We start from the raw sequence: 12359 nt of genomic DNA on the forward strand, positions 1-12359 counted from the left end.
AAGAATTAATGAGTTTCCATCCGGAAATGGTCTTTTTGGCCAATCTCGGCGTCAATCTGCACGTTTGTTTGTGCGGCGACCTGTAGGTCGCCTCCGCACAAACGCTTGATTTCCTTGATATTGGCCAAAAATCCTCATTTCCGGATTGGAGGCTCGGTCCTACCGGGACATCATTTCCGCATGGATCTAATGGGTGTCTCTTCGTGCGGAAACGGTCTTTGGGTCGCCGTATAAGGAAAAGCACCGTTTGACGCCGGGAATGGCAAAAAAGATCATTTCCGAGCGGAAACTAACAGGGCATTCCGAATCTGTCTTCGAGCGGATGCGCTCGCATCTCTTGTAAGGGTATGCCATAGGCCCTCAAAAAGTCCAGTGTTTGTCTTTTCAAAGGGGAGCCGTGTGTGTAGGCGGCTCGACAGGCTGCAAGGCCGATCCGCGCCTTCAGCGGTCCGCAGAGCAGGTGGCGAAGGGTCCAGCGCAGGACCGTTTTCAGGCGTGAGGTCCGGCCGAAGGAAGCGGCCTCGGGGTCGCCGGCGTTGAGCGAAAGATTGAGCGCATGAAGCCTTTTCAACACGGGTGTGCCGCCTTCTACGGCGAGTCGGATCTGTGCGGCGAATTCCTGCCAGAAGGTGCATCTCGCCACGACAACATCGGGGCGGATCAAACCAAGGTCTTCGGCGAGTGTTTCAGGTGTTTCAGGAAAGTGGATCACCATTCCCGCGCAGGTGGCGACCGCAAGAGACCAGAATTGCTCGACAGGAGATGGCGCAGGTTCGAAAGACGCCCAGTTCGCCCCTGAAAGCCACGGAAAGGCCTTCAGCCAGGTTGCGGCAGGAACAATCAGGCCTCGATGCGTCATAGGGACCAGGGGCGCAACTAAATTCGCCGAATCCCTCAAAATCAGGCTGGCCTGATCGTCCGGGTTTCCCGCCCACAATTCTTTGATAAAAAGATCAGGCTGGGCGGTATCGATTTCTCCACCTATCTCGATGACCTCAGCCAGCCCAATCAGCCAAGGATTGTCCCAGTAAGGGTGCGTCAGGCTTGGATCGACATAGATCACCCTTTTCAAAGAGGGGAGATCCTTTCGATAAAGCAGCAAATGATCGATTTCGCCATATCCTGATGCAACAAGCAGAGAAGCGTGAGTCCTTCTCAAACATTCCAGTGTGGCGGCTGACAAGGGGCCGCTCGGCAAAGAGACACTTGTGCAGCCGAGGGCTTGGGCCGCAAGGGTGCAGAACAGCCATTCCGACTGGTTGCTCAGGAGGATCGCTATCTTTTCTCCGCGCCGCACCCCAAGAGCGATAAATCCGAGGGCAATTTTTCTGGTGTAGTGCAGATATTGGCGCCTGGAATGGGTTTCCCAGTGACCCAGACGCATTTCCTTGATGGCGGGATGGCCATCGATATGGTCTTCGGCCTGCCGCCAAAGGATCTGTGGCAGGGTAAATCGGGTCAGTACGGCAAGGTTTTCGATGTCAGATACCGGATTCAATCTGCAACTCCGTCCTGCAATGATGGGAAGTTTAAGCAGGAAAATGTGCGGAAAGCGGTTCGGAGCGGCCAAAATAGGAATCGAGCACGCGGGGATGATTCTGAATGAATTCCGGCGCCCCTTCGGCGAGCTTGGCACCGAAGTCCAGGACGACTACTCTCTCGGCAAGTTCAAACACCCTGTTCATATCATTTTCGACCAGAAGAATGGTTTGGCCCCAGATGTGGTTCAGATCACGGAGTACATGCCCTATGAAATCCTTTTCGGAGGGAAAGAGGCCTGAGAAAGGTTCGTCCAGGACAAGAAGCTTGGGCTGCATGGCCAAAGCTCTGGCCAGTTCGATGCGCTTTTTGAGGAAGGTCGGAAGATCCCGGACGGCTGTTTTCCTGTAGGCCTGAAGACCGAGAAAATCCAAGAGTTCTTCGACGATCCTCAAATGATAGGCCTCTTCCCTTTTGACCGATTTTGCGAAGAAGAAGGCCTGCCGCAGCAGATATCGGCCATAGATATGGCGTGCGCTCAGGATACTGCAGAGTACGCTGTTTCTTGAGTGAAGCCGGGTTTCCTGGAACGTCCTGGCAATCCCCATTTCTGCAATTTTATGGGGGGGCAAGTGATGAAGATCCTGGCCGTTGAAAAGGATTCGACCTTCCTGAGGGCGGGAAAAACCTGTCAAGCAGTTGACGAGGGAGGTTTTTCCCGCGCCGTTCGGTCCGATCAAGCCGACGAGTTCTCCTTGCTTGAGTGAAAAGACAACCCGCTGCAGCGCTGTAATCCCTCCAAAGCGCAGGGTGACGTTTAAAAGCTCGAGATCCGCTTCTTTGCGAGCGGCAGGGCCCATCGTGTAAATACTCAAATTTCCTTTAAGGGCGCGCATCGCAAGACCGGTCTGTCATCGCAGCCTGTAGGAGGTTTGGCGCGTCTCCGTGATGGAGGAACGTTCAACAGGTCCGCATGCAGCATCAGAAACGCTCCGAGACCCGCCGTATACCATCGGCGCTTTGTAAAATTCCAGGGATTGAAAGTCAGAGGCAAAACCTATTTCTGGACGGAAACTAGTGAATCCGATGTTCTCTGTCAAGAATAATCATCCCGGGAAACGGTGTGAGCGCCGCCTCCGGCAACCATTCCCTTTTGGTTGGTCTTCGAGAGTCAATCTGTAAAATTCTCATGAAAGCCCTGGCGCAAAGACAAAAAAGGGAAAGAAAAAGGTATGAGAAAATGAAAAAGGGCGGATTTCAAAACCCGCCCTTTTTCAAAATGGTTCATAGCATTCCGTTAATCGAGCTTACGGAATGCCTCCCGTCTGCCGGTGTATTTCTCGCGCATCTGCGGCTTCATCAACTTCCCGGTAGGATTCCTCATCACATTGTCGAAAAGAATCTTTCTGGGGACTTTATAAAGCGCCAGTTTGGTCTTGGCGAAGTCGATGACCTCCTGTTCGGTCATTTGCTCACCACTCTTGAGCTGAACAATGGCCATGACGACCTCGACCAGTCTTTCGTCGGGGTAACCGATGCAGGCTACATCATCGATCTTGGGGTGTTCCATCAGGGCATCTTCGATCTCCACCGGGAAGATGTTCTCCCCACCGCTCGTGATCATGTCTTTCTTGCGGTCGACGATGTAGAAAAACCCCTCTTCGTCCAGCTTGACCAGGTCACCGGTGTAAAGCCAGCCGTCTTTGATGGTATCGGCGGTCATCTCGGGATTGTTGAAGTATCCCGCCATCATCCTGGGGGTTGAGAAGACCAGTTCGCCGACTTCTCCGGGGGGCACCTCCTTGCCTTCGAAGTCGACGGCCTTGCCTTCGACGCCGAAGGTGGGTTTGCCGATGGAGCCGGGCTTTCGGAGGACATCCTCAGGATAAAGGTTGAAAGTGCCGCCTCCGCCGCCTTCAGTGATTCCGTAAATGTTCGATACCTTGGCGGGCAGGGTCTCCACCATGTTCTTCATCACCTCGAAAGGTACGGGCTGGGCCCCGATCTCGAGGTACCGCCAATGCGAAAGATCGTAGTCTTCCAGGCGCAAGTCCCCTTTCCGGATGGCGTTCAGGATCGCGACGGCGATTGGCACCACAAAGAGAATGTCGGTTCCCTTTTCTTCGGCAAGGGCCTCGATGATCCATTTAGGTTCGCGAAATTCGCGCAGAATGGTCCCGGTGGCGCCGGTCGCGTAAAAGGGGCCCCAAAGAAACATGGTGCCGCTGTGGTAGAGCGGCAGGAAAAAGACGTAGTTGTCGTTTTTCTCGACGAAGTAGCTCATTCCGTTGCCGATGGCCGTGCTGTTGAGCGAAAAGTGGGTGTGGAGCACCGGCTTGGGCTTGCCCGTAGTTCCGGATGTAAACATCATGGCCAGGGCGTGCTCGGGGGCGACGGGGGTCAACGCCTCGCTCGTGTCCTCATAAGCGGCGATGGTCCGGTAATCGATCATATCGGAGGGGACGGAGTCGCCGACGCAGATATAGCGTTCGATCGTTGTCAGTTGTTCCTGCACGGGTTGAACGACCGGGAGAAACTCGGACCCGAAAATGAAGACCTTGGGGTTGCAAACGTTGGCGGCGTAAAGAATATCGGAGCCGACGAAACGAAAATTCAAGGGGACGGCAACGGCACCGAGCTTGATGATGCCGTAGTAGGTGACCAGCCATTCAAGGCTGTTGTTCTGGAGGTGCATGACGTAATCGCCGTCTTTGATGCCCAGCTCTCTGGAAAGGTAGTTGGCGACGCGGTTGATCTGGTCGTTGAATTCTTTCCAGGTGAGCGTTCTGCGCTCCCCCTTCGAAGGGGTTCTTTCGATCAGGCAGACCTTGTTGGGCAGGTGGCGTGCATGCAACGTAGCGTATCTTGCGTAATTCATGAACGTTATTCCTCCTCGAGACGATGTTTCTTTCCGGCTTGGGATTTCTGGAAAGAGGCCCGGCGGTCTCAGCACCGCCGGGCGACAGACAAATGATGATTACGGGCAGAAGAATCAGCCCCGAAAAAGACGTTGTTCCGTTATGGGGGGCACCGCTCCCACAACATTCTCTTTCCTACTGGGCGAAGCCGAAGACTCGAGGCAACCAGAGCACGGCGTCCGGCAAATAGGTCATGAGTAAAAGCACGGCGATCTGAATCGCGATAAAAGGCATGACGGCACGCGATACATATATCAGATCGCGATTGGCGATTGCCCCGGTGATATACAGACTGACCCCCATGGGCGGCGTACAGTAACCGATGGCCAGATTGACGGTCAGGATGAGTCCGAAGTGCAGGGGATCGATGCCGAAGGCACCGAGCATCGGCAGAAAGACCGGCCCCAGGATCATGGTCGCGGAGATGATGTCCATGAACATGCCGATGAAGAGCAGCAGGATATTCATGGCCAGCAGGAAGACCCAGGGGGACTGGATGCTGGACAAGACTGCCTCGGTCAGTTTGCCGGGAATGCCTTCGAGCGTAAGATAGCGCCCGAAACAGGTGGCTCCGGCAACGATGATCAGCAGTGTCGCGGAGGTTACGGCTGAATTGATCGTGATCCGTTTGACGGCGCTCAACTTCATGGACTTGTGGATGAAGATTTCGACGATGAAGGCATAGACGCACGCCACGACGGCGGCCTCGTTGGCTGTAAAGGCACCCGAGAAGATCCCCCCGAAGATGATGACCGGGAGCATTAGGGACCAGAAGCTTTCCTTGACGACAGCCAGAACCTGTTTGGCATTGGGCACCGGCATCCGGACGAAATCGGTCCGTTTACGGTAGAACAAATAAGAATATAGGCAGACACCGAAAATAATCAGGACCCCCGGCAGAAACCCGGTCATGAACAGGCCTTCCAGCGAAACGTTGCTGATCATGCAGTAAAGGATCATCCCGATGCTCGGGGGGATGATCACGCCGAGGTTGGGGGAGGTGGTCATGAGGCCGAGGGTGTACTTCTCCTGGTAGCCGTTTTCAATGAGGGCGGGGATCATGAAACCGCCCAGGGCGACCACGGTCGCCACGGTCGAACCCGAAATGGCACCGAATAGGCCGCAGGCGATGACGCCGGCCATCCCGAGGCCCCCCGGGAGCCAGCTCACCATGACGTTGGCCACTTTGATAAGCTTGTCGACGATGGACCCGGCCGTCATAATGTTGCCGCAGAGGATGAAGTATAGCACCACCACCAGCGCGAAGTTGTCCATGCTGCGAAAGAGGCTTTGAGCCAGAAGGAGCAGCGGCAGATCGGTATAAAGTGCGAATCCCAGGACGGCAGTGAAAAAAAGGCACATGAAGACGGGAACGAGGGAAGCCATGCTCCCGACGAGGATCAGCATAACGATGAGGTGGCTCAGCTCCATAGTCTTGCTTGTCTCCGATCAAAAGAGTTCGGCGCAATAGGGAACCCAGGCTAGCGGTTTGTTAGACGCTTTCCGCCGGTTTGCGCAATTCCTGAACGTCTTCGTACATGACCTGAATGAGTCTGAAAACCATCATCACGCCCATAGTAGGCAAGACAGCATACAAATATACAAGCGGAATCTCCAAGATAATGGTCTTCTGCTGGGTGGCGACCTGGAGGGCGGCCATGTGCCAGCCGTAGTAGATCATCATGATGGCGAATACCATGGCAACCAAATTGCTGAAAAAGGTCAAGGGGGTTTTGAGCTTGGGAACGAGCTGGACCAAGGCGTCGATCTTGATCATGGAGCGTGCCTTGATAGCGGCGCTGCAGCCGATAAACGTGGTGACGATAATGACCTCCCTGACGAGCTCCTCGGACCATGCGAGCGAGTAGTTGAAACCGTAGCGCAGAATCACGGCGAAGAACAGGGAGATCAGCGCGGCCATGGTCGCAAAAAACAGAACCCAGTCCTCGATGAAGCTGAGGATCTTGTCGACGACACCAAGAATTTTTGAAAACATGCAGGCCTCTCACATGAAAAAGGGGAGAAACAGTGAAGCGCTTCTCCCCTCGAATGCGATTATTCCGTATAACCGATGTAATCCTGGACTTCTTTGAGGTAGTTGTCAGATTTGTAGGTATCGCCGGGGTACAGTTTGTTGATCTCGGCTCTGTAATTTTCGTGGACGACGTTCCCCTGCTTCTTCAGCATGGCGGCTTCTTCCGCCGAAAGCTGGAAGAACTCGATGCCCTTGGACTTTGCGTCAGCGATTTGATCCACTTCCTGCTGCACCGTTTCTTCGCGGACTTTTACGGCGACTTCACGCAGGGTATCCTTGAAAGTCTGCTGCAGGTCGGCCGGCAGGGTGTTGAACCACGCTTTGTTGAAGATCCAGATAAAAAGGCCTTGAGCGTAGTTGACTTGAGTAAAATACTTTGCCACCTCGAATTTCTTGGTGATGTTGCACACGGAAGGGGTGTGATCCAGACCGGTGATAACCCCCTGTTTCAGTGCGACGGGGACATCCGGCCAAGGCATGACCACCGGGTTGAAGCCCCAGGCGCCATAAAGCATTTTGTTGACCGCGGCTTCGGCGATCCGGAACTTCACCTGCTTGGCATCTGCGATGGTGCGCACGGGGACTGTCGTGGCCCACCCATAGTTGCCGTAGCCGGTGATGTCGAGGCCCATGATCCCTTGGTGGTCCATGGCCATCATGAAATGGTCGAACAGCTTGCCGCTGCTGACGAATTTATCCAATTTGTCGAAGGAGTCGACGAGGAAAGGCAGGTTGATGAGGCCAAAGCGGGGCCCGAGGTTGGTGGAGGCCACCGAACTCACGCCCATCCCCTGAATGGCGCCCATCTGCAGTTGGTTGAGCACCTCGACTTCTCCGCCAAGCATGGAAAAGGGTTTGAAATCAATGTAAATTTGTCCGCCGGAGCGTTCCCACAAGGCATCCCGGAAAGCAAAGCCCGTGTAGACGCCTTTCAGAACCGGATGGGAGACGTTTGAAACGATGCATTTGTATTTCGCAGTAGACGGGTCGAATTTGGGTTTCCAGGCATCCAGGGACGGTGCCTGCGCCCAGGCTCCCCCGACCAGAAGGACCACCCCAATCAGACCGACCAGTACCGACAACCCTAGCTTCTTCATAAGCACGCTTACTCCTTTCTACAGTTAAAGGTTGATTCAAAAGACCGGGATACTCACGCACTCGCGAAGAGCCGGATCAAGACGAAATTCAACCCGGTTGTCTCCCGTTCGGAGGGGTTGAACCCTGGTCCCGAAGCGGGCGAGACAGCCCGTAAGCATGATTTGTGGAGTCAGGTCGGACAGTCTCAGATGCCTTTCGAGAGTATCCGCTTGTCGTGTTTCAATCTGCTCTGAATGCCTTTGCTGATATGATAGGTTCGGCTGAATTCCGACCAGAATTCCTTGTCTTTTGCCTTCCAGTCAGGGCCGAATTTATCGTCGAAATAACCACCCAGCTTGTCGAAAAGGACCTGCCAGGTGGGTTTACCCGCAGCGAGCGCGGTGAGCAGGTCGTCGAGTATATGTTCGAGTTCGGATAATTTTTCTTTGGGAAGATAAGAAATTGCGCCTTTGCGTATAGAAGCCATGAGCGTATCGGCGCTGATCGCATGGGCGGTGAGCATGACGGTAGGAATGCCTTTTTCCACGGTTTTCTCAAGAAGCTCGAGACCGTTGACCCCCATGATGTCAAGGATGGCAAGGTCGTAATGCCTGTTCCGGATCTTCTGAAGCGCAGTTTCGTAATCGGCGGCCGTGTCGACCTTTGACATCTCCAACGCTTCTACAATGGTATCCAGAACATCCTCTTCGTCATCGACTGCTAGGATCGAAATGCCATCAAGGTAGGACTTTTGCGCCATCTTGAATACCCTCCCCCGGGTCTTGGCAAAGATGATGTTTTAAACGGTCTGGAACATGGAAACCCGCTGAATATCATTCATTTGTAGTATTTGAAGAGGAAGCGAATACTGTATACCGATATTCACCATGACCAACTATAGAAAACCCGGATTTTAGTGTCAAGCGCATTCGGAATGGAGACGCGGAAAAAGGTTTCCCCGGCGTGTTGGGCGGCGGGTCGGGCCGGTCGCCGGATAAGGCGGTTCAAAATGCTTGACAAGCAGAAATGAATCGGTTTCTATGAATGAATAATCATTCATAGAGGGCGGGATTACCATGAGTCATATTAATCAGAATCTTCGTAAAAAAAACAGAGAAAAGTACCAGCGCATCATCCGGGCAGCGACGAAGATCTTCGCCAGGAAGGGCTTTTTTCAGGCCAAGATAGCTGAGATTGCACGGGAGGCCGGTGTCGCTGACGGCACCATCTACATTTATTTCGAGAACAAGGACGATATCCTTATCAGCCTTTTCGAGGAGCAGATGAAGGGGGTCATCGACAACATGGTCAGTCATCTGGCGCTGGAGAAGGACCCCATCGGGAAGCTGCGATGTTTCGCCGTGACCCATTTGCGTCTGATCGAGGAAAACAAGGATATGGCGGAGATTATCCAGGTCGAACTGCGGCAGAGCGGGAAGTTCATGAAGGAGTATAAGAACGAGAAGTTCTCCCAGTACCTTGATCTGATCGAGGATATCATCAAAGAAGGGCAGCAGTCCGGTGCATTTCGAAAGGATGTGATTCCCACGGTCGCAAAGAGAGCGTTTTTTGGCGCCCTGGATGAAATGTCACGATTCTGGGTATTGTCAAGTCGTAAACAATATGATATTAAAACGGCGGCCGAGCAGATCAGCGAGTTTTTTTTGTGTGGAATCAAGGAGTAACAAACGGGCCGTGGGCCGTGAGGGCGGGCCGTAAATTCAGTAACCCGGGCTTTCCGGGCGAAAGGAGGACAATGTGAACATTATTGTATGCTTGAAACAGGTGCCTGATACCGAGACGCAGATCAAGATCGCAGCGGATGGGAAAGGGATCGTGACCGACGACATCAAATGGGTGATGAACCCCTACGACGAGTTCGGGGTCGAGGAGGCTTTGAAACTCAAGGAGAAGTTCGGCGGAGAGGTCACGGTCGTCGGGCTTGGACCCAAGCGGGTGACCGAGAGCATCCGCACCGCCCTGGCGATGGGCGCCGACAAAGGCGTTCTGGTTGTCGACGATGCATTGCAGGGGAGCGATTCACTGGGGGTTGCCAAGGCCTTGGCCGCCGCCATCAAAGATATGCCTCATGACCTGATTTTCGCCGGGCAGCGCGCTGTCGACGAAGACTTGGGAGTGGTGGGCGCCTTTTTGGCCGAGTTCCTGGGCATTCCGCACGTGGCGTTGGCCGTGAAGGTGGAGGTTGCCGAGGATGGGAAGAGCGCCAAGGTGCACAGGCCGGTGGAAGGGCAGACGCTCGTGGTTGAGACGCCGTTTCCAGCGTTGATTACGACTCAGAAAGGGTTGAACGAGCCCCGATATGCATCTCTGCCTGGTATCATGAAGGCCAAGAAGAAGCCGCTTGCAGAGAAATCCCTGGCCGACTTGGGATTGGATCCGGCTGGATTTGGCGAAAGCGCCAGAAAACTGAAAATCGTGAAGTTGACCCCGCCGCCCGAGAGAAAAGCGGGCAAAATCGTTGAGGGCGAAACCCCGGCCGAGAAGGCTGCCGCTTTGGCGAAGCTTTTGCGCGACGAGGCCAAGGTAATTTAGTGTTGCGCTTGAAACCGAGGCGGAGACTCATCTCTTTGTTCCTTCGGAGCCGATGGATGTCCCCGGTTTTTGTGGCCGAGGGGTAGAGAGAGGCGGTTTCGGTTCGGCATGCAGCGTCTAAGTAAGGATTTGCCCAAAGGGAGCATACCGTGCGGGGGGAGTTGCCGGGTAGACGGCTGTGATCGGCAACGAAAATACAGCAGGATAGGAAATCCAGATTTTGGAGGAGATATAAAATGGCACAGGGAGTATGGACAGTCGCTGAACAGCGTGAAGGAGAGATCCGGAAGATCACCTATGAGGTCGTCAGTGAAGGGCGGCGCCTGGCGGATGCGCTGGGTCAATCTCTGACCGTGGTTCTTCTTGGCAACGGGATCAAGGACAAGGCGGCGGCTCTGGCTCAGTATGGAGCGGACAAGGTTCTGGTGGCGGAGGATCAAAGACTCGAAACGTATACCACTGACGCTTACACCGCGGTTGTCGCCCAGCTGGTGAAGGCGGAAGAGCCCGCAATGCTTTTGATGGGCGCCTCCGTACAGGGGAAGGATCTGTCTTCCAGAGTGGCTGCACGGCTGGATGTCGCGGTTGCCCAGGATTGCACCGCCTTTGCCGTGGAGGACGGCAACCTGGTTGCAACCCGGCCTATTTATGCCGGCAAGGCCTATGCCCAGGTGACATTCGAACAGAGCTGGCCGCAGATGGCAACGGCCCGTCCGAATGTCATGAGCGTCAACGAACCGGATGCTTCGAGGACGGCCGAGGTGGTCGATGCCCAATTCCAACTCGACGATGGAGAGCTGAAAACCAAGGTCGTCGAGGCCATCAAGGATGCAAGCGGCAAGATAGATCTGACGGAAGCGGACAAGATCGTTTCCGGAGGTCGCGGGATGAAGGGCCCCGAAAACTACGCGATTCTGGAAGAACTCGCCCAGGTGATCGGCGCCAGTGTCGGTGCGTCGCGCTCCGCGGTGGATGCAGGATGGAGGTCGCACACCGATCAGGTCGGTCAGACTGGCAAGGTCGTTTCGCCCAATCTCTACATTGCCTGCGGCATTTCGGGCGCAATCCAGCACCTTGCAGGTATGGGGACATCCAAGGTGATCGTCGCGATCAACAAGGATCCCGATGCACCCATCTTCCAAAAGGCTGATTACGGGGTCGTCGGCGACCTCTTCGACGTGGTTCCGGCTTTGACGGAAGAAATCAAGAAGATGATATAGCCCTTAGGATGCCAAAAAAAACCGCGGCCGGGTGGGGATGCCACCCGGCCGCGGTTTTTTTTGTTCATGGGTCGATTCCTTATAACGATTCCAGAAAGCGCTCCAGCGTGAGCGACTCTAATTCGGCGGCGAAATCGACAATCGAGACGGGCTGCGCAATGGCATCTCTTTCGGGGGCGGTGACTCCGAGCAAGGACTTCCTTGTGGTCTCGTCAGGGTTCTGCAGCCAGTCAGCGACCTGCTCGGCGGGGCGCCGGATTTCCTCGATTTGACTCCAAAGGGCTTGGGCTGTCTGCCTTGGATCATCGTAGGCGAGATAGGCCGCTTTCAAGTATTGATCGAGTAAAACGGCAGTCCACGGATGTTCTTCTTTGGCGGCGAGAGCAGTGATCTTTTCGATGTAAGCGGCAATATATCGCGGGCCATCCAGGGGCGACCCTTCATCCTGCTCGGGAAGAAAAACACCGTATTTCAACCGCAGTGAGGCAATGTTCAGGACAGGTTCAGGCGCCCAGGGCCTTTTTTGGACCTCCGTGTCGGGGGTATTTAGGGAGGCCTCCGCGCGCGGGGGCTCATGGCGTGGTTGAGGTTCGGGCACAGTAGGCTTGGGGGCTGCCGGTTCGAGTAATTGAACCAGCATTCCGGGAAGAAGCGGGTGAAAGACACCTTGTAGGGTGACCAGTCCAATTTCGTGGTGGCCGCAATGAGAGCACTTTCGTGCGGTCACAATGCCTCGCAGTCCTGTTTCGTTGTGGTCAGAGGAGATATCCATGGCCGTTCAACCGGTGAGAACTCTTAGATCTTATCCGTAAATAACGCCCACTTTTCGGTAGGCGATGATAGCAGCAGCCATATGCAGCAAAGCCATATAGGTATCGCTGAGCTTCTCATAGCGAACCAGGATTTTACGGAAGCGATTGAACCATGAATGACTCACTTCAACCACCCATCTTCTGGCTTTCCATGCGGGATTGCGCTTTTTTTCCTGGCGCTCCTCCCCCCGTGTTTTCACGTGGGGAATATAACCGTGGGCAACGATGGTCTTCAATGCGGGTTTGCCATCATAGGCTTTATCGG

13 protein-coding genes are annotated in these 12359 nt (G+C 54.5%); 3 read left to right on the plus strand and 10 right to left on the minus strand.

Annotated elements, in window-relative coordinates; genetic code table 11:
* Nucleotides 1–5: 5 nt before the first annotated feature.
* From H567_RS29850 to H567_RS0112830, 8 genes are all read right to left on the minus strand, one after another.
* On the minus strand, nucleotides 6–128 hold the full coding sequence (locus tag H567_RS29850; protein ID WP_279614989.1) for a hypothetical protein: 123 nt from the start codon (nucleotides 126–128) through the stop codon (nucleotides 6–8).
* Nucleotides 129–289: 161 nt separating this feature from the next.
* Nucleotides 290–1498: an AMP-binding protein gene (locus H567_RS0112795; RefSeq protein ID WP_028321698.1), complete on the minus strand. Its 1209-nt coding sequence runs from the start codon at nucleotides 1496–1498 to the stop codon at nucleotides 290–292.
* Between the two features lie 31 nt (nucleotides 1499–1529).
* Entirely contained in the window at nucleotides 1530–2354 is an 825-nt protein-coding gene (locus H567_RS0112800; RefSeq protein ID WP_208598377.1) for an ABC transporter ATP-binding protein, read from the minus strand.
* 422 nt (nucleotides 2355–2776) lie between these two features.
* Entirely contained in the window at nucleotides 2777–4357 is a 1581-nt protein-coding gene (locus H567_RS0112810; protein ID WP_028321700.1) for a class I adenylate-forming enzyme family protein, read from the minus strand.
* Between the two features lie 175 nt (nucleotides 4358–4532).
* A complete protein-coding gene (locus tag H567_RS0112815) occupies nucleotides 4533–5828 on the minus strand; it encodes a TRAP transporter large permease (RefSeq protein ID WP_028321701.1) in 1296 nt (431 codons plus the stop codon).
* 61 nt (nucleotides 5829–5889) lie between these two features.
* Nucleotides 5890–6393 carry a TRAP transporter small permease gene (locus tag H567_RS0112820; RefSeq protein ID WP_028321702.1) on the minus strand — a complete coding sequence of 168 codons (504 nt, stop codon included), beginning with the start codon at nucleotides 6391–6393 and terminating at the stop codon, nucleotides 5890–5892.
* Between the two features lie 59 nt (nucleotides 6394–6452).
* The gene (locus H567_RS0112825) at nucleotides 6453–7529 is read right to left on the minus strand and encodes a TRAP transporter substrate-binding protein (RefSeq protein WP_035254352.1); all 1077 of its coding nucleotides are present in this window, start codon (nucleotides 7527–7529) and stop codon (nucleotides 6453–6455) included.
* Between the two features lie 185 nt (nucleotides 7530–7714).
* Nucleotides 7715–8269, minus strand: coding sequence for a response regulator (locus H567_RS0112830; RefSeq protein ID WP_028321704.1), 555 nt, complete (start codon nucleotides 8267–8269; stop codon nucleotides 7715–7717).
* 316 nt (nucleotides 8270–8585) lie between these two features.
* Here H567_RS0112830 and H567_RS0112835 point away from each other — a divergent pair, with 316 nt between their 5' ends.
* From H567_RS0112835 to H567_RS0112845, 3 genes are all read left to right on the plus strand, one after another.
* Nucleotides 8586–9194 (plus strand): TetR/AcrR family transcriptional regulator, encoded by a 609-nt coding sequence (locus tag H567_RS0112835; protein ID WP_035254354.1) that lies wholly within the window; start codon nucleotides 8586–8588, stop codon nucleotides 9192–9194.
* 73 nt (nucleotides 9195–9267) lie between these two features.
* A complete protein-coding gene (locus H567_RS0112840) occupies nucleotides 9268–10062 on the plus strand; it encodes an electron transfer flavoprotein subunit beta/FixA family protein (RefSeq protein ID WP_028321706.1) in 795 nt (264 codons plus the stop codon).
* Between the two features lie 236 nt (nucleotides 10063–10298).
* On the plus strand, nucleotides 10299–11282 hold the full coding sequence (locus H567_RS0112845) for an electron transfer flavoprotein subunit alpha/FixB family protein (protein ID WP_028321707.1): 984 nt from the start codon (nucleotides 10299–10301) through the stop codon (nucleotides 11280–11282).
* A 79-nt stretch (nucleotides 11283–11361) separates the two neighbouring features.
* Here H567_RS0112845 and H567_RS0112850 read toward each other — a convergent pair whose 3' ends face one another.
* Both H567_RS0112850 and H567_RS0112855 read right to left on the minus strand, forming a co-directional pair.
* Nucleotides 11362–12054: a hypothetical protein gene (locus H567_RS0112850; protein ID WP_153306179.1), complete on the minus strand. Its 693-nt coding sequence runs from the start codon at nucleotides 12052–12054 to the stop codon at nucleotides 11362–11364.
* A 30-nt stretch (nucleotides 12055–12084) separates the two neighbouring features.
* On the minus strand, nucleotides 12085–12359 hold a 275-nt coding region (locus tag H567_RS0112855), incomplete at its 5' end, for a transposase (protein ID WP_028321709.1).

It is taken from the genome of Desulfatiglans anilini DSM 4660, assembly GCF_000422285.1.
GTDB lineage: Bacteria > Desulfobacterota > DSM-4660 > Desulfatiglandales > Desulfatiglandaceae > Desulfatiglans > Desulfatiglans anilini.

Excerpts from the sequence above, each read along its gene's own strand:
- H567_RS0112810 (WP_028321700.1), bottom strand. The coding sequence starts at position 4,357 with ATGAATTACGCAAGATACGCTACGTTGCATGCACGCCACCTGCCCAAC.
- H567_RS0112815 (WP_028321701.1), bottom strand. The coding sequence starts at position 5,828 with ATGGAGCTGAGCCACCTCATCGTTATGCTGATCCTCGTCGGGAGCATG.
- H567_RS0112820 (WP_028321702.1), bottom strand. The coding sequence starts at position 6,393 with ATGTTTTCAAAAATTCTTGGTGTCGTCGACAAGATCCTCAGCTTCATC.
- H567_RS0112825 (WP_035254352.1), bottom strand. The coding sequence starts at position 7,529 with ATGAAGAAGCTAGGGTTGTCGGTACTGGTCGGTCTGATTGGGGTGGTC.
- H567_RS0112830 (WP_028321704.1), bottom strand. The coding sequence starts at position 8,269 with ATGGCGCAAAAGTCCTACCTTGATGGCATTTCGATCCTAGCAGTCGAT.
- H567_RS0112835 (WP_035254354.1), top strand. The coding sequence starts at position 8,586 with ATGAGTCATATTAATCAGAATCTTCGTAAAAAAAACAGAGAAAAGTAC.
- H567_RS0112845 (WP_028321707.1), top strand. The coding sequence starts at position 10,299 with ATGGCACAGGGAGTATGGACAGTCGCTGAACAGCGTGAAGGAGAGATC.
- H567_RS0112850 (WP_153306179.1), bottom strand. The coding sequence starts at position 12,054 with ATGGATATCTCCTCTGACCACAACGAAACAGGACTGCGAGGCATTGTG.